Here is a 16,454-nt window from a genome sequence, read left to right as displayed (position 1 = left end):
TTTTAAATTAAAATTATTGATTAGAAAATTCAATTATTTGCGTTGAATACTCGCTTAGCAACAACTCCAATGAATTGAGTGTTGCCTCTATTTCGTTAAGGTCTAGGTTTTCTAGTTGCAAGGTATCTCTAAACAAAACTTTAGTCCTGTTTTCGTCAAGTACAAAAGCACCGTGTATTATTTCTCGGTTTTTAGCAAGAAGTTCTTCAAATACAGTCGACTGTTTGTTTTTTATTTCAAATAGTACTCCCTCAATTATCAATATCGGATCTTCGCAATCAATGATTAAATTGGTTATACCCGTGTCTTCTTTTTCAACTATAAAAAGTTCTTCGTTTGGATCTTCCTTTAAAATAGTATATTCTAATTCTATCAGGAAATTTTTTACCTTTTCGAAATGTTCGCTCATTGTATTTTTATTAATTATATATTTTGGTGAAAAATTTGTATTAATTGATAGTTCAATTATAATAAAAAAAAATTGAAATATGAATTGAAGTTTAAGCTCAATCACTTTTTCTTTTTCAATTTGCTAATTTATACTTTTTTATATACAAATTATTATTTCCAGGCTTTTGATATGGAGATAGTTTACTACTAAAATTATTAAGCATCAATCAATTTTTGTACTTGATGCGGGTACAAGGATATTTGACGAGTGTTTATTTACTTGTTGCTCTTTTTCTAAAAAATCGTTTACTATTAAAAATGTGATATCTGTAGTAATTGCTTTATGGTTATTATTTCAAAAACCCAGGCATAAAAGGGTTACTTTTTCTATACTTAAATCCTTGAAAAAGTGATAAAATGAGTAGGACAGCAGCACAAAGAATAGCAGTAATAGAAATGGACGGAATATTTTCCCAATGCCGAACAGCAATAGCAATTAAAGCCCAAACAGCAACGGCATTGAACTCTCGCATATAGCGTGTATATAGAAAATACAGAAATAGAACTGTAGTAATCAAGATCATGATGATAGTCCATACTTCTTCTGAGAAGAAGAGATTGAGATTTTCGGTTTTTAAATAAGCTGCAATATTAGTTACCGTGGCTACGGTTATCCATCCGCTGTATAAACAGATAGGCCACCAAACAAAACCTATGATCTCTTTTGGAGCATCCCATTTCTCCATTTTTAATCGGACAACCGCAATCATTAAAGCAGCTAAAATTATCAGCATAAAATTAACTGAAACCAAAAATTGCTCATTTAACCAAAACCAAAGCCAAAATCCTGAAGCTATATTAGCAACTGTTAACCAAATGCCTTGTTGTGCTAAAGTTTCTTGATGCTTATTTTTGAAAGCTTGAATTAAATACCAGATGGCATTAATGAACAATCCCAAATAAATAATTCCCCAAATCGAAAAAGCATATCCAGCAGGAGTGAGGAGGCTATTAATTTCATCGCTCAATTGCCCCATTTTATTACCGTTAATGGCTCCGGTACTCACATAATAATTCCAATAAACAATAGCAAGAACTGAGAGGAGGTTGATGATTCCGATAAGTTTTTTCATGGTAAAGGTTTTAGGAATTATACTTGTGCTAAGGGAAAAAGTTTAGTTAGAGTCTAGTTTAACGACTTTAAGCCAGTCTGACTATCGTCTGACCTAGGATTCCCTGACTTCACCAATTATATCTACTTAGTTCAACCTTGTTTCTATTTCAAATCCATTGACGGTCTGACCTTCGGTACTGACCTATTTTACCTAACTTGGTAATCTGAAAACCCGTCAACCTGCTAACTTAATATAACACCCTAAACTTAATGGTATGTTCAATTGCTCTCAACTCTTTAATTAAATCCTTAGAATAGGCTTTATCAATATCTGTAATAACATACCCGATTTTTTCATTGGTTTTTAGGTATTGACCTGAAATATTAATCTCATGTTTGGCAAACAACTGATTGATTTTGGCAATGATGCCCGGAACATTTTTATGAATATGGATTAATCTATGAGCATTTTGTAACCTAGGTAAAGTCAAATTAGGAAAATTCACACTATTAGTGGTAGTTCCGGTATTGATGTATTCCATGATTCTGTTCGGAACGAAATTTCCAATATTTTCCTGGGCTTCTTCAGTGCTTCCTCCAATATGAGGAGATAAAATAGTATTAGGCAAACCTTTTAATTCAGATTCAAATGGATCTTTATTGCTTTTCGGTTCTTGAGGAAAAACATCTACTGCACAACCTTTAATTTTACCTGATTCAATATTAGCTTTTAAAGTTGGAATATCCACCACATGACCACGACTTAAGTTGATAAAGATTACGTTATCCTTCATCAATTTAAACTCAGCTTCTCCAATCACATTTTTGTTTTCAGGTCTTCCATCAACATGTAAGCTGATGATATCTGCTGTTTGTAATAGTTCTTTTAGACTATCAACTTTAGTGGAATTTCCTAAAGCAAGCTTTTCTTCCAAATCATAATAATATACATCCAGTCCAATGCTTTCTGCAACTACTGAAAGCTGGGCGCCAATATTTCCATAACCAATAATTCCAAGTTTTTTACCTCTTATCTCTTTACTGCCTGATGCAGATTTATCCCATTTCCCTTGGTGCATTAAAACAGCTTTATCAAAGATATTTCTAGTCAGCATAATGATTTCGCCTATGGCCAATTCCACTACTGAGCGAGTATTGCTAAATGGTGCATTAAATACTGCAACTCCTTTTTCCTGAGCAGCTTCAAGGTCAATTTGATTGGTACCAATGCAAAAAGCACCGATCGCCATTAAGCGATCAGCATTCTCTAGTACTTTTGCAGTCACCTGAGTTTTAGATCTGATACCCAGGATGGAAACTCCTTTTATCTTCTCAGCTAATTCGGCTTCATCTAATCCCGCTGGATATTCTTCTACTGTAAAACCTTCTTTTTCTAGAAGATCTACACCAATTGGATGTACGTTTTCCAATAGCAAAACTTTAATTCTGTTTTTTGGATATGAAAATGCTGACATAATTTTATTTTCAAATAGTACTTCTTCTAATGATGGAGCAATGTGGTCGGCTTTCTCCATTACTTTTTCTCGACTCACATTTTCTGTAAAGGCATAAAATTTATTGGCTAAGCCGGCAGCCTTAATTTCATAATCATTATGCCCGTCACCGATTACATAAATATCGCCATCTAAATCCAATTTACGTATAACTTCGGCTTTACCTCCATCTTTTGACAATGGATTATCTTCACTAAATCCAACCACTTTACCGTTATCACCAAAAAGTAACTCATTAGCATAGATGTGCTCTTCTTTAACGCCTAATTCGGTCACTATAGGAGTGATATACTCTTTAAATCCATTAGAAATCACAAAAATGGAATCAGCATATTTTTCAAAGAAGTCTTTATTTCTTAGAAAAGAAGGGGATACTTGTTTTTTCAATAATTCAATCAAAGGAGGGATGTGAGATTCCTTTGCTTCTAATAGCAATAATCTTTCTTTTAAAGAATCTCGAAATGAAATCTCACCATTCATTCCCAAATCGGTTAATTCCTTGATACGTGCTTCTGCAGCAGCTTTTTGAGGTAAGCCCTGAAGGGAAATGGAAGCCAACAAATCCATTGCTTCTACTCGGGTAAGCGTACTGTCAAAATCGATGATGAAATATTTATCCATGGTGAGCTTATTGGTATTAAATTCTAATTATTGTTACGCAATTTCAGTTATCAATATTGAGGACTTTATTAGGTTAATAATATGCTTAAATTAACTCATACTAATACTATATTAACTTATGTTTTCTTAATTGTCTATTTTATCCTTCCAGCCCGATTTCAAATGTAAATCTCGTTGTGGAAATGGAATTTCGATATTGTGTTCTCCGAATTTCTTGAAAATAGCATAGTACAATTCACTTTTAAAAACCCCTGGTCTCTGTATATAATCGGATGTCCAAACCGCCAAATTGAAATCCAATGATGAATCTCCATAACCTTCGAACCATAAATCTGGCTTGGGCTCATCCAAAACACCTGAATGATCATGTAATACTTCCAGAACTAGTTTTCGTACTCTTTCCGGATCTTCATTATAGGAGACTCCTAATGGAAACTTAAAGCGAACCCTTCTGTCATTATGGCTCCAGTTGATTACCTGACTATTGATAAATTCTGAATTGGGAACTATCACGGAAATATTATCATTGGTGATGACGGTGGTAGACCGCATGGAAATGGAATACACATCTCCATTGATGTCACCTACTTCAATTCTATCTCCTACCTTAATTGGCCGCTCAAAAAGAATGATAATCCCTGAAATAAAGTTATTAGTAACGTTCTGCAAACCAAAACCAATACCAACACCTAATGCACCAGCTAATAATCCTAAAGTGCTTAAGTCAAATCCGGCAGATTGAAAAATGGTAATGAACCCAATAACAATAACCGAATATCTGAAAATGGTGCCGATTGAATCAGAGACGCCAGTGTCTTTTATATATCTATTTAAAACTCTTCTGACTAATAATTTACTAAGCCTTTTAGATAGAAAGACTAATAGAATACTAGATATTATAATAAATAGAAGTGTGAGCAATGTGAAATCACTCCCCTTGATATCAAATATCACTACATTTAGTAACTCATTAAATTTTGCCCAAAACTCTTTAATTCCATTTGTAAATGATTCCATAAACCGAATATAATGATTTAAGGTAATAATAAGGAAGAATCTCCATAAGAGAGAAACCTATAGTCATTTTTTAAGGCTTCACTATAAACTTTTTGCCAATCATCTCCTATAAAAGCAGCTATCAATAAAATCAAAGTGGATTCCGGCTGATGGAAGTTGGTGATTAAACCATTGACTACCTTAAATTCGTAGCCTGGAAAAATAAAGATTTCAGTATCGCCATGTAAACTTTCCAGATTCTCTGATTCCATGAAATCTAAAATGGCTTGGAAACTTTCTTTTCTGCTAGTTAGCTGTTCAAATCCCCTTTCATAAGGATATAGCTTTTTAATATGAAAGGTATTAGCTTCATTATTAATTAATTGCACCCCGAACCAATAGGCACTTTCCAAACTTCTAATAGAAGTAGTACCCACAGCAATAATTGGAGTATCACTTTGGGCTAGAAATTCAATAGTGGATTTTTCAATTTGAATTTGCTCGCAATGCATATCATGTTCCAATACATTTTCTGCTTTTATGGGTTGAAAAGTTCCTGCTCCAACATGCAGAGTAAGTTCATGAATAGGATGTGATTGTTGAATATCATTTAGTATAGCATCAGTAAAATGTAAACCAGCTGTTGGTGCTGCAACAGCACCTTCATTTTTAGAGTAAACCGTTTGATAGCGCGGTTTATCTTCTTCCGTAGCAGTACGATTCAAATAGGGCGGAAGAGGAGTAGTTCCCATCAATTCCACTATCTCCACAAATGGCACTGCATCATTATCCCATTCAAATTGGATATGGTTTTGATCATAATCGGCATAAGTAGCCGTAACTTTGATTTTGCCGTAATCTGTCTCAAAAAATCTTTCTAGCTGGTCTTGGATTTTCCACCTTTTACGATTGCCCACCATGCAATGCCAAACGCACTTATTTTTCACCAACATAGCTTGTGCCACTTCCGGGGTTGGTTGCAATGGAGAAAGCAAGAATATCTCGATTTTAGCTCCGCTTTGCTTCTGAAAATGAATTCGAGCAGGGATTACTTTAGTATTATTGAAAATCAGACTGCTGTTTTCAGGTAAATGTGATTTTATATCATAAAAATGCTGATGCTGAACATTTCCTTTTTGGTAAACCAATAATTGAGAATAGTCTCTTTTTTCTAAAGGAAATTTTGCAATTCGTTCCTCGGGAAGTTCGTATTGATATTTTTTTAAGTCGATTTGAGATGCTTTTTCAAGTAAATTCATTTTCACCACTGGATTTCAGCACAAAGATAGTGGGCATATTTTTCAAATTCAGTTAAAATGACAGAGAAAACCTTTATAAATTAGCATAAATATTAATTCAACATGAAAATAACCACCGCTTCCATCCAACACCACACCCTCCAATTCAAATTTGAAGCTGGCACTTCTCGCGGTACTCTAAAGGAAAAAGACACCTGGTATTTAAAGCTGTTTTCAGAAAATCAGTTAATTGGAATAGGGGAGGCGGGACCATTGAAAGGACTAAGTGTAGAGCCATTAGATCAAATGGAGACTGAATTAGAAAAGGTTTGCGAGCAACTGATTGGCATGCAAGTTCCGAAATCTATAGAAGAAGCATTCGAAATTGCTCAAGATGTTTCACCTGAAGGCTTTCCATCTATTCGATTTGCAGTCGAAACCGCTTTACTGGATGCTTTGTATGGAGGTAAAAAAATGATCTTTGATACCCCATTTTATCATGGAAAAGAAAGAATTCCAATCAATGGATTAATATGGATGGGAAGTGAGGATTTTATGCAAAAGCAAATTCAGGAAAAATTAAAGGAAGGTTTTGATTGCATTAAAATGAAGATTGGAGCAATTGATTTTGGAACTGAATTGAAACTTTTGAAATCCATTCGTGATAAATATAGCAAAAATGATATCACTTTAAGAGTGGATGCTAATGGGGCTTTTTCTCCTGATGAAGCCATGAGTAAACTAACTCAATTGGCTGCATTGGATTTGCATTCTATAGAACAACCTATAAAAGCAGGTCAGTTAATTGAAATGGCAAAACTTTGTGCTTCAACTCCTTTGCCTATCGCTTTAGATGAGGAGCTGATAGGAGTAAATGCTTATAAGGATAAAGTAAATCTATTAAAGCAAATCCAACCGCAATATATTATTTTAAAGCCGAGTTTGATTGGTGGAATTAAGTCTACTTTGGAATGGATTAAGATTGCTAAATCATTGAATATAAGCTGGTGGATGACTAGTATGCTAGAATCCAATGTCGGCTTAAATGCTATTTGCCAATTAGCATCTTATTTAAAAGTAAAAATGCCACAAGGCTTGGGTACTGGTCAGTTGTATCATAACAATATTGCATCACCCATCAGCATAGCAAATGGAGAGACTTATTATGATGTTGAAAAGAAATGGGAGGAATTATGATTTATTAATTTAAATGGATGGTTAAACTAATTTATTTAAGATTCGGTTTAAAATGCAATATCTAATTTTATGTTTAATGAAATTTAATTAATTTAATGAAATGAAGACAAATGTTGTTAAAAATACAATTCATGAACTGATTGACAGGATAGAGGATGAAGAACTCTTAGAAATTTATATGAGACTATTACAAAAAGAAGTTTCACATACTGAATCTTCTGATTTTTTTCAAAACACTGAACAACAATTAATAAATAGAGCAAAAGCGTCAATTGAATCTATTGAAAAAGGCAGAACTATAAAAATTTCAGATTTCAAAACCGAAATTGAAAATTGGAAAAAGAAAAGAAGTACAAAGTAGAAATTACCCCTGAAGCAAAGTTTTATTATTTTGAATTATTAGAATATCTCTATAAAACACATAGTCCTGAAAAAGCGGATATGAAATCCATTGAAATAATGAATTTAGTATACACTTTGGATAAGAATCCATCTAGAGGAAGAATTGAATCAAAGCTAAACTTTCATGAAATAGAACATCGTTTTATTTTGTACAAAATCACCAATAGAAAGGAAGTAAAAATCATCTACACTGTTAATGAAAATCAGAAAAAAGTAATCGTCACTGATTTCTTTGGAACTGAAATGGATGATAAAAAAATTGAAAAAAGAAATTTTTGATTCTCTGTGAAAACCACCGTGAACTTTGTGGTTAAACTCAGTAGCCCAAAGCCCTCTTAATAGCCATCACATACCCTAAATGCACCGCTTCATGAATATTATTAAATTGCAAAGCATCATTAAAGCTACTTAAAGTAATGCCAAAGCTGGTTTCATATTTTTGATAATCACCAAATCTCATTTCTCTTATGTCATAGCTCAATTGCTCATCTGCAATTTTGCCTAATTCAAAAATATTCTCCAATTCAGTTTTAGGATTTTCTATCTCAGATGGAAAGCTTCCTTTTTTATATCGTTTTATAAAATCAGTAGGAAGTGTGAAATCCAGACCTGACATTCCATAAAGGAGAACATTCTGTGTAACAATTGCATGGCCTATATTCCAAATAATATGATTATTAAAACCCGCAGGAATCATAACTAGATCTGCCTCATTTACCTTTTCTACTGCCTTTTCAAAATTATTTCTGATAACCTTATGATTGGTGATGACTTGCATATTCTTTCAATTTTGTGACGAAAATACAGATAAAATCACGATATTTTAAGGCTTTTAAAAAAGATTATATAAATTGCTATTTGTTCTGCATGCATACTAAATTTACTTATGGCACATTCAACTTATCCGAATTTATTTGAACCTTTAGACTTAGGTTTTACTCAATTGAAAAACAGAGTTTTAATGGGCTCTATGCATACTGGCTTAGAAGAAGCTAAAAATGGCTTTGAGAAAATGGCTGCTTTTTATGCTGAAAGAGCTAAAGGTGGAGCTGGATTGATTGTGACAGGTGGAGTTTCTCCCAACTGGCAAGGTTGGTTGAAACCTTTTTCAATTCAAATGACCAAAAAAAGCCATGCAAAAAAGCATAGGATCATCACAGATGCAGTACATGAAGCTGGTGGCAAAATATGTATGCAGATTTTACATGCTGGCAGATACGGTTATCACCCATTTAGTTTAGCTCCTTCAGCTATAAAAGCACCCATTAATCCTTTTAAACCTTGGAAGATGTCTGGAAGGAGGATAAAATCCACCATTAAGGATTATGCAAAGTCAGCACAATTAGCTAAAGAAGCAGGTTATGATGGAGTAGAAATTATGGGCTCTGAAGGTTATCTGATTAATCAATTTATAGTAAAGCATACCAATAAAAGAACTGACGAATGGGGCGGAAGCTATGAAAACAGAATTAAATTTCCGATTGAAATAGCCAAAGCAGTTAGAGAAGCAGTTGGGAAAGAATTTATCATTATTTTCCGTTTATCTATGCTTGATTTAATTCCTAATGGAAGCACTTGGGAAGAAGTGGTGCAATTAGCCAAGGAATTAGAAAAGGCTGGAGTTACCATTATCAATACTGGAATTGGATGGCATGAAGCTAGAGTTCCAACAATTGTAACGAGTGTACCGCGGGCGGCTTTTACTTGGGTAACGGAAAGAATGAAAAAGGAAGTGAAAATTCCTTTAATTACCACAAACCGAATTAACATGCCAGAAACAGCTGAAGAGATTTTGTCTTCAGGTCAGGCAGATATGGTATCTATGGCACGTCCATTCTTAGCAGACCCTGAAATAATTAACAAATCAGAGCAAGGCAGGGAAGATGAGATTAATACTTGTATTGCTTGTAATCAAGCTTGTCTCGATCATGTTTTTAAAAATATAACCAGTAGTTGTCTTGTAAACCCAAAAGCTTGTCATGAAACTGAATTAGTTGCACAACCATTTCAAAAAGCCAAAAATATTGCTGTGGTAGGCGCTGGTTCAGCTGGTTTAGCATTTAGTACAGAAGCAGCTAGAAGAGGACATCATGTCGCTTTATTTGATGGGGCTAAAGAAATTGGCGGTCAATTTAATATGGCTAAGCAAATACCGGGTAAAGAGGAGTTTTATGAAACGCTAAGGTATTTTAAAAAGCAAATTGAATTAACTGGTGTAAAATTACATTTAGGTAAGAAAGTTTCCGCTGCGGAATTGAAAGATTTCGATGAAGTTGTGGTAGCTACAGGAGTCAATCCAAGAGATCCTAAAATACCGGGACAGGAAAATGAAAAAGTACTTTCCTATATTGATGTATTAAAAGCTCATAAGCCAGTGGGTAACAAAGTAGCCATAGTTGGTGCTGGAGGAATAGGTTTCGATGTTGCCGAATACTTGACTCATCCAGAGGAAGAAAACCATGATGATTTACAGGCTTTTTTCAAAGAGTGGGGAGTAGATATGGATTTTGAAAAAAGGGGAGGAGTAGAAGGAAAACCTATTAAAATTGCTGCCCCAAGAGAGATCATTATGCTACAGCGCTCTGAAGGCAAAATGGGAGCAAAGCTTGGTAAAACCACTGGATGGGTACATAGAAATTCATTACGAAATCGTCAGGTGAGAATGGTAACCAATATTCAATATGAAAAAATTGATGATAAAGGTTTATATATTTCAAAGGACGGAAAACAAGAATTATTAGAGGTAGATAATATCATCCTTTGTGCTGGTCAATTACCTGAAAAAAGTCTTTTTAATGAGTTAACTGAAAAAGGAATTAAAACACATTTGATAGGTGGCGCTTACGAAGCAGCTGAATTGGATGCTAAAAAAGCCATTAAGCAAGCAACTGAGCTGGCTTTGGAAATTTGATACAAAGAATAAAGATACAAGAATCAAGATTTAAAATTTCTGATAATCTAGATTTAATAAAGGGTTTAGAATGGTTTTGGAATCGGAATCCCAATAAATCAATTATATTTCTTTCTATAATAGAAACATAGTAATTGTTATCAACAAGATTAATATTGAAATTATCAGCATATCAAATAATCAATTCATTAGCACATCAAACCTGTCAACTCGACAACCAGAAAACCTGCCAACTTATTTATTCCCACTCCAATATCTTCTCCAACGTATCTTTAAATTTTTTGGCATTTTGATAGCCAGGAACAGGTTGAATGGTTTTAAAATCTTCTTTGATATAAACTATAGTAGGGTAGCCTGTAACGCCCATCGATCTAGCAATCATTTGCGCTGTAGTGGTATCGCCTGCCATGGTAATAGGCTCAGTATTCTCAGCATTTAATTTAACAGCATAAAACTTTTCATTCACCATATCCACTATTTCAGGATCTGAAAAGGTTTCCTTATCCATTTTTTTACACCAGCCACACCAATTGGTATAAACGTCTACAAAAATTTTCCTAGGCTCTTTTTGGTTCATTTTATAGGCTTCGGTAATAGTAAGCCAGTTAATTTCTTTCTTTTCAGCTTTTTCAGGCTTAGAAATGAAAGAAAACAAGGTGAAAAGTGATATAACTCCTATGCTGAATATTGTGGTTTTCATCTTTATTTTATTAAGTAAACTAATAACAAATTTAAGCCTTTGCAGATTCAAAATTTGTAACCTTTGTGACTTTTTTGCTCATAATTCTTACGTATGTAAAAACTATAGCAAATATTAATCCACAAACTGTTGCCATTGCTCCCGCAATGGAAGCATTAAGTGCTGCAGCTAAATAATAACCTAGTATAGCACTGATAAAGCCGATTAAGCAGGTTAGCCAAATCATGGTTTTAAGCTTTTTACTTATTAGATATGCAGTTGCTGCCGGGGCTATTAAAAATGCTACCACCAAAATAGCTCCTACAGATTCGAAAGATGCCACCGTGGTGAAGGAGACAAAAGCCATTAATAAATAATTCCAAAGTGTGGCAGAAATACCTAAAGCCACCGCATATTCTGGATCAAAAGAAGTGATTTTCAATTGCTTAAATCCGATGGTTACAAAAAGAATAACGAAGACCAATACGCTCCCAATTAAATAAAGTGCTTTAGGTCCAATATCAGTTCCTGATGATAATATGATAGTATCTAAAGGAACATAAGCTATTTCACCATAAAGTACACATTCTTGATCTAAATCTACCTGACCAGTATAAGCTGAAATTAAAATGACGCCTAATGCAAATAGCCAAGTAAAGGTTACCCCTATAGAGGCATCGGTCTGAAGTTTTCCTTTTTTATGTAAAAATTCAATAATTATGGTGGTTAATACGCCAAGTGTACCAGCACCGATGAGCATGGTAACAGAATCTCTACTGCCCGACCATAAGAATGCCATCACTATACCAGGGAGTACTGCATGAGAAATGGCGTCTCCAACCATTGCCATTTTCCTTAAAATCAAAAAACAGCCTAAAATTCCACATGCAATGGCTACTAATGTTCCTGTTAGAATTATATAAAAATCGGACATGGATTATTTAAAATAAAAGGCATCACCTTAATAAGATGATGCCTAATTAAAATTTACTCTACTATAAATTTACCTTTCATTAAGGCTACATGACCTGGAAATGAGCAAATGAAATCATAAGTACCTTTTGCAGGTGCTTCAAAAGTAATGGTAGTTTCTTCACCACCACCTAAAGTCTTTGTATTAGCGATTACTTTATTTGCCTCATCTTGAGGAATATAATCACTTTCAGCTGCTCCAGCCGCTTTTTGTCCAAATTCCATAATATCAGTCCCTTGTTTTAAAAGCACCCAATTATGCCCCATTTGTTGTTTTGTCATTTTTCCAACATGCTTTAACGTTAATTTTACAGTTGAACCTGCCTTAACTTTCATCTCATCCAAATTGAATTGCATTTGGTCATTTCCTTCAATGGTCAATTCTACAACTTCGGATTCACTGTTCTCAGTTGAAGCAGTCTCTTTAGGTGCATTTTCTTTTTCTTGTGCTTTTTGTTGCATGATTTCTTTGGAGGTCATGGCTTTTTCTTCTGAACTTGATTCCTGTTTTGAATCGTTTCCACCGCAAGCAATGAATAAACTTATGCTTAAAATGCTGAGTGTTAATTTTAGTAATCTCATGGTTTTTATGTTTAAAAATTTAACTTATACTTATATTATACAATCGTATGATTAGCATATATGTTTTGTTTTAATCAATTAATTATAGGGTATTTTTGAATTATGGGGATCCACTTCTGGATATCCCAATTTTTCTTCTAATTTTTTCTCTAGCTCGGGTGTTATCAAATGTTCTATAGTATCGGCATCCTCATGTACGTGGTCAGGAGCTATTCTTAAATATTCCGTAAGGTATAATTCCCATAATCTATGTAATTTAACCAAACGGGCTGCTTTTCTTTGTCCATAATCTGATAAAAAATATCCTCCCTTTGTGCTTTTGAGGTAGCCTTGTCTTTTCAAGCGTTTTAGAATCCTTTTCATTAATCGGATGGTGTAATAACGTTTTTCCCTTAATTTCTCGATTGATTTTGATTCACCAAAAGAGTTTTCATTTTCTGCTATTTGATGAAATGCTTTTAGGATATTTTCATCTTGGATTTGCCTTCTATTTTTTAATTGTTGCCATAAGCGAGAGAAATATCCTTTTCTTGGAGCAAAAAGTATAGAGAATATAGCGCATATTGATAATACCATCACCACCCAAGGGCCAGTCGGCATATTGGGTGCTATGTAGCTAATGAATGCTCCCGAAACACCTGAAAACCCACCTATTAATGCGGCTAGTATTAAAATGATAGATAGACTTCCTGACCAGTATTTTGCAGCTGCTGTAGGGGTTATTAAGAGAGCAGCCATCAAAACAACTCCTACTGCTTGAATACCGGTAACTACAGCCAAAACAGTCAAAGAGCTTAATAAAAACTCAATCCATTTTACAGGTAAGCCAATTGATTGTGCAAAGTCTTTATCATAAGTGATGAGTTTTAATTCTTTATAGAAAAGGAAAATCATTATCATCAGCAAAATACTGATTGCAGAAAATATAATAACATCTTGAGCTAACATGCTAGCCGCTTTGCCAAATAGAAATGAATCTAATCCTGTTTGAGCAGCATTTCCCGTCTGTTGTATGTAGGTCAATAGCATTATTCCGACACCAAAAAAGACTGATAGAATTAGCCCAATGGCAGTGTCTTCTTTTATTTTTGATTTCTTAACTATGTAGTCAACTGCTATGATTGAAAGCCAGCCTGTAAAAAAGGCACCAGTTATGAGTAGAAAGTAGTTTTTTGTACCACTTAGAATAAAAGCAAGACAAACCCCTGGTAAAATTGAATGAGCAATTGCATCTCCAATCAAAGCTTTTTTTCTAAAGAATGTAAAAGCACCTACCACTGCAGCACCAGCACCTAATATAATTGTGCCTAATGAAACGTAGATTACATTGGCATCATTAAAATCAAAAAAACTAAGCGCATTTTCCCACATATTATTCTCGGTTTGGAAATCTATGTTTTTGAATTAAATCACTTATTTCGGTCAATAAAGTCAATTTTCCACCATAGGTTTCTTGAAGGAGTTCAGGAGTAAAGGCTTCATTGATTGGCCCAGAAGCCACTAATCGCATATTCAAAAGAATAATCCAATCAAAATATTTAGCAACAGATTGCAAATCATGATGCACTACAATTACCGTTTTATTTTGTTCAGACATTTCTCCCAATAATTTGATAATGGCTTTTTCAGTGGCTGCATCAACTCCAGCAAAAGGTTCGTCCATAAAATAAATATCCGCTTGCTGAGCTAAGGCACGTGCCAGGAAAACTCTTTGCTGCTGACCTCCAGAAAGTTGAGAAATTTGGCGGTTTTTAAAATCCTCCATGCCAACTTTTCTCAAACTGTCCATCACAATTTCTTTATCCGCTTTTTTAGGTCTATTGAATAATCCCAGCTGACCATATCTACCCATCATCACTACCTCATAAACTGAAGTAGGGAAGTCCCAATCTACACTTTCTCTTTGGGGTACATAACTGATTTTGTGACGCATTTCTTCCAGGGGCTTGCCATTAATTTGTATGTAGCCACTATTGAGAGGTAATAGCCCCATTATTGCTTTTAATAAAGTGGATTTTCCAGCGCCATTTGGACCAATTATGCCAATAAGTTGCCCTTCAGGTAAACTTAAGTCCACGTCCCATAACACAGGTTTTCGCTCATAAGCTACTGATAGGTCATGAATTTCAATTATTGGATTATCTACTTGTCTATTCATTTCTCTTTTGTGTTTTTTGATAACCCACTTACTATTTTTTCCACATTGGAATCGAACCATGCCAATGTAGGTGCCTTCAAATGTTCCTTCTTCACCCATAGCATCGGAATATAAGCTACCACCGATCACTACATCATGTCCTTTACTTTTACATCCTTCCAAAACGGCATTAATCGCCTTTTCTGAAACGGAAGTCTCGGTATAAATAGCTGGAATTTCATTTTGAACTATAAAGTCTACTAGATTACTCACATCTCTTAATCCAAATTCCGATAGGGTAGAGATTCCTTGTAGACCTCTAACATCAACAACATAAGCCCTGCCGAAATAGGCGAAAGCATCATGGGCAGTTACTAATACTTTTTTATCTTCCGGGATTAAATTGATTTGAGATTGAACTGCTTTATGTAGACTATCTAATTGAGCTGAAAATTTATTTGCATTCTGATTATAGAAAGATTGGTTTAAGCTGTCATTTTTTATTAATTCCTTGCTTAATAATTGAACTGCTTTTTTCCATAAATTAACATCAAACCAAATGTGAGGATCGAATGCTCCTTGAAATTCAGTGTTATTGATATAGGAATTTTTTGGGAGTAATTCTGCCATGGCAATTACCGTTTTTTTATTGCTTAATTTTTGGAGCACATCTCCCATTTTTCCTTCTAAGAAAAGACCATTATAAACGATGATATCAGCTTGCTGTAATTTTTTCAAATCACCTTGAGTTGCCTTGTATAAATGGGGGTCAACTCCCGGTTCCATCAAGGCTTCAATATTGGCTTTATTTCCAACTATATTTTCCACCGCATCTTTGATCATACCAGTGGTACAAACTATATAAGTTTGCCCTTCTTTCTTTTCTTTTGTTGTGCAAGAAAAGCTGAAAATAATTAGAGAAAGGAAGAGTAATAATTTAGTGTGTGACCAGTACATTTTCTGCTACTTCTTTACTGATGAATAATTTATTTTTTCCGTCAACGAGGATTTCCATCGAACCGTCAAACTCAACTTTTTCGGTGACTTTAGTTTTGGCTCCAAGGTAAATTCCGATACGATCTAAATGTTGTAAAAACATGGAGTTGGTATCTTTCACTGCGACTACAATTCCGTCACCTGAAACCTCAACTTCGGCCAAAGGCACTTGAGGCTTTTCTTTGAATAATCCATTTTCGTCTGGTATGGGATCACCATGCGGATCGAATTTTGGATGCCCTAAAAAATCATCTAATCTTTGGATGAGTAGGGGGGACTTTATGTGTTCTAATTGCTCGGCTATTTCATGAACTTGATCCCAGTTAAACTTTAATTTTTCTACTAAAAAAACTTCCCAAAGTCTGTGTTTTCGGATCACCTGTAAGGCAGCAGTTTTTCCTGTTTCAGAAATTTTCACTCCCTGGTATTTTCTATAAACCACCATTTCTTTTTCGGAAAGTCTCCTCAACATATCCGAAACTGAAGCAGCTTTTGTATCCATTTCCTCTGCTATGGAGTTGGTGGTAACATCCAATTCCCCTGCATTGGAAAGATGGTATACTGCCTTTAAATAATTTTCCTCAGCAAAACTAAGTTTCTTCATTTATATTGAAATTTACTGCAAGGTAAAATAAAATTAGGTTAATCTAAAAATATTTTTCACAATTATTTAAAAGCCTATTATTTTACTTTAAATAATCTTTT

The 16,454-nt window shown here is 34.4% G+C and carries 16 protein-coding genes and 1 pseudogene; 4 read left to right on the top strand and 13 right to left on the bottom strand.

Annotation, left to right across the window (positions count from 1 at the left end; translation table 11 throughout):
* Positions 1-13: 13 nt before the first annotated feature.
* The 5 genes from ABWH96_RS13420 to ABWH96_RS13400 form a co-directional block, all read right to left on the bottom strand.
* Positions 14-409, bottom strand: a complete 396-nt coding sequence (locus tag ABWH96_RS13420; protein WP_375578039.1) for a YbjN domain-containing protein — start codon at positions 407-409, stop codon at positions 14-16.
* 331 nt (positions 410-740) lie between these two features.
* Positions 741-1,523 (bottom strand): hypothetical protein, encoded by a 783-nt coding sequence (locus ABWH96_RS13415; protein ID WP_375578038.1) that lies wholly within the window; start codon positions 1,521-1,523, stop codon positions 741-743.
* A 229-nt stretch (positions 1,524-1,752) separates the two neighbouring features.
* On the bottom strand, positions 1,753-3,639 hold the full coding sequence (gene serA, locus ABWH96_RS13410) for a phosphoglycerate dehydrogenase (RefSeq protein ID WP_375578037.1): 1,887 nt from the start codon (positions 3,637-3,639) through the stop codon (positions 1,753-1,755).
* Between the two features lie 126 nt (positions 3,640-3,765).
* Positions 3,766-4,656, bottom strand: a complete 891-nt coding sequence (locus ABWH96_RS13405; protein ID WP_375578036.1) for a mechanosensitive ion channel family protein — start codon at positions 4,654-4,656, stop codon at positions 3,766-3,768.
* A 17-nt stretch (positions 4,657-4,673) separates the two neighbouring features.
* Positions 4,674-5,894 carry an S-adenosylmethionine:tRNA ribosyltransferase-isomerase gene (locus ABWH96_RS13400; RefSeq protein WP_375578035.1) on the bottom strand — a complete coding sequence of 407 codons (1,221 nt, stop codon included), beginning with the start codon at positions 5,892-5,894 and terminating at the stop codon, positions 4,674-4,676.
* Between the two features lie 102 nt (positions 5,895-5,996).
* Between ABWH96_RS13400 and ABWH96_RS13395 the strand changes: the two genes are divergently transcribed.
* The 3 genes from ABWH96_RS13395 to ABWH96_RS13385 all read left to right on the top strand — a co-directional run bounded on the left by ABWH96_RS13395 (position 5,997) and on the right by ABWH96_RS13385 (position 7,751).
* Positions 5,997-7,070: an o-succinylbenzoate synthase gene (locus ABWH96_RS13395; protein WP_375578034.1), complete on the top strand. Its 1,074-nt coding sequence runs from the start codon at positions 5,997-5,999 to the stop codon at positions 7,068-7,070.
* A 100-nt stretch (positions 7,071-7,170) separates the two neighbouring features.
* Positions 7,171-7,431 carry a hypothetical protein gene (locus ABWH96_RS13390; RefSeq protein ID WP_375578033.1) on the top strand — a complete coding sequence of 87 codons (261 nt, stop codon included), beginning with the start codon at positions 7,171-7,173 and terminating at the stop codon, positions 7,429-7,431.
* Positions 7,404-7,751: a hypothetical protein gene (locus ABWH96_RS13385; RefSeq protein ID WP_375578032.1), complete on the top strand. Its 348-nt coding sequence runs from the start codon at positions 7,404-7,406 to the stop codon at positions 7,749-7,751. The genes ABWH96_RS13390 and ABWH96_RS13385 overlap by 28 nt, the downstream gene beginning before the upstream one ends.
* A gap of 37 nt (positions 7,752-7,788) precedes the next feature.
* On the opposite strand, the gene ABWH96_RS13380 is transcribed toward ABWH96_RS13385, so the two are convergent.
* The gene (locus ABWH96_RS13380; RefSeq protein WP_375578031.1) at positions 7,789-8,250 is read right to left on the bottom strand and encodes a DinB family protein; all 462 of its coding nucleotides are present in this window, start codon (positions 8,248-8,250) and stop codon (positions 7,789-7,791) included.
* A 108-nt stretch (positions 8,251-8,358) separates the two neighbouring features.
* Here ABWH96_RS13380 and ABWH96_RS13375 point away from each other — a divergent pair, with 108 nt between their 5' ends.
* Positions 8,359-10,383, top strand: a complete 2,025-nt coding sequence (locus tag ABWH96_RS13375) for an FAD-dependent oxidoreductase (RefSeq protein WP_375578030.1) — start codon at positions 8,359-8,361, stop codon at positions 10,381-10,383.
* A 238-nt stretch (positions 10,384-10,621) separates the two neighbouring features.
* On the opposite strand, the gene ABWH96_RS13370 is transcribed toward ABWH96_RS13375, so the two are convergent.
* The 7 genes and pseudogenes from ABWH96_RS13370 to ABWH96_RS13340 form a co-directional block, all read right to left on the bottom strand.
* Positions 10,622-11,083 carry a thioredoxin family protein gene (locus ABWH96_RS13370; RefSeq protein WP_375578029.1) on the bottom strand — a complete coding sequence of 154 codons (462 nt, stop codon included), beginning with the start codon at positions 11,081-11,083 and terminating at the stop codon, positions 10,622-10,624.
* 31 nt (positions 11,084-11,114) lie between these two features.
* Positions 11,115-11,996 (bottom strand): metal ABC transporter permease, encoded by an 882-nt coding sequence (locus ABWH96_RS13365; protein WP_375578028.1) that lies wholly within the window; start codon positions 11,994-11,996, stop codon positions 11,115-11,117.
* 53 nt (positions 11,997-12,049) lie between these two features.
* A complete protein-coding gene (gene azu / locus ABWH96_RS13360) occupies positions 12,050-12,616 on the bottom strand; it encodes an azurin (protein WP_375578027.1) in 567 nt (188 codons plus the stop codon).
* 78 nt (positions 12,617-12,694) lie between these two features.
* Positions 12,695-13,987, bottom strand: coding sequence for an iron chelate uptake ABC transporter family permease subunit (locus tag ABWH96_RS13355; RefSeq protein WP_375578026.1), 1,293 nt, complete (start codon positions 13,985-13,987; stop codon positions 12,695-12,697).
* 1 nt (position 13,988) lies between these two features.
* Positions 13,989-14,774, bottom strand: a complete 786-nt coding sequence (locus ABWH96_RS13350; protein WP_375581485.1) for a metal ABC transporter ATP-binding protein — start codon at positions 14,772-14,774, stop codon at positions 13,989-13,991.
* A gap of 111 nt (positions 14,775-14,885) precedes the next feature.
* Positions 14,886-15,596, bottom strand: a pseudogene (locus ABWH96_RS13345) (metal ABC transporter solute-binding protein, Zn/Mn family); the annotation flags it as partial.
* Positions 15,597-15,690: 94 nt separating this feature from the next.
* Positions 15,691-16,353, bottom strand: a complete 663-nt coding sequence (locus tag ABWH96_RS13340; protein WP_308348133.1) for a metal-dependent transcriptional regulator — start codon at positions 16,351-16,353, stop codon at positions 15,691-15,693.
* Between the last annotated feature and the right edge of the window lie 101 nt (positions 16,354-16,454).

Origin of the sequence: Marivirga tractuosa (genome assembly GCF_042140215.1) — a bacterium.
GTDB classification, from domain to species: Bacteria; Bacteroidota; Bacteroidia; order Cytophagales; family Cyclobacteriaceae; genus Marivirga; species Marivirga tractuosa_A.
This window is presented reverse-complemented; position numbering and strand designations above follow the sequence as displayed.

Excerpts from the sequence above, each read along its gene's own strand:
- ABWH96_RS13420 (WP_375578039.1), bottom strand. The coding sequence starts at position 409 with ATGAGCGAACATTTCGAAAAGGTAAAAAATTTCCTGATAGAATTAGAA.
- ABWH96_RS13415 (WP_375578038.1), bottom strand. The coding sequence starts at position 1,523 with ATGAAAAAACTTATCGGAATCATCAACCTCCTCTCAGTTCTTGCTATT.
- serA (WP_375578037.1), bottom strand. The coding sequence starts at position 3,639 with ATGGATAAATATTTCATCATCGATTTTGACAGTACGCTTACCCGAGTA.
- ABWH96_RS13405 (WP_375578036.1), bottom strand. The coding sequence starts at position 4,656 with ATGGAATCATTTACAAATGGAATTAAAGAGTTTTGGGCAAAATTTAAT.
- ABWH96_RS13400 (WP_375578035.1), bottom strand. The coding sequence starts at position 5,894 with ATGAATTTACTTGAAAAAGCATCTCAAATCGACTTAAAAAAATATCAA.
- ABWH96_RS13395 (WP_375578034.1), top strand. The coding sequence starts at position 5,997 with ATGAAAATAACCACCGCTTCCATCCAACACCACACCCTCCAATTCAAA.
- ABWH96_RS13390 (WP_375578033.1), top strand. The coding sequence starts at position 7,171 with ATGAAGACAAATGTTGTTAAAAATACAATTCATGAACTGATTGACAGG.
- ABWH96_RS13380 (WP_375578031.1), bottom strand. The coding sequence starts at position 8,250 with ATGCAAGTCATCACCAATCATAAGGTTATCAGAAATAATTTTGAAAAG.
- ABWH96_RS13375 (WP_375578030.1), top strand. The coding sequence starts at position 8,359 with ATGGCACATTCAACTTATCCGAATTTATTTGAACCTTTAGACTTAGGT.
- ABWH96_RS13370 (WP_375578029.1), bottom strand. The coding sequence starts at position 11,083 with ATGAAAACCACAATATTCAGCATAGGAGTTATATCACTTTTCACCTTG.
- ABWH96_RS13365 (WP_375578028.1), bottom strand. The coding sequence starts at position 11,996 with ATGTCCGATTTTTATATAATTCTAACAGGAACATTAGTAGCCATTGCA.
- azu (WP_375578027.1), bottom strand. The coding sequence starts at position 12,616 with ATGAGATTACTAAAATTAACACTCAGCATTTTAAGCATAAGTTTATTC.
- ABWH96_RS13355 (WP_375578026.1), bottom strand. The coding sequence starts at position 13,987 with ATGTGGGAAAATGCGCTTAGTTTTTTTGATTTTAATGATGCCAATGTA.
- ABWH96_RS13350 (WP_375581485.1), bottom strand. The coding sequence starts at position 14,774 with ATGAATAGACAAGTAGATAATCCAATAATTGAAATTCATGACCTATCA.
- ABWH96_RS13340 (WP_308348133.1), bottom strand. The coding sequence starts at position 16,353 with ATGAAGAAACTTAGTTTTGCTGAGGAAAATTATTTAAAGGCAGTATAC.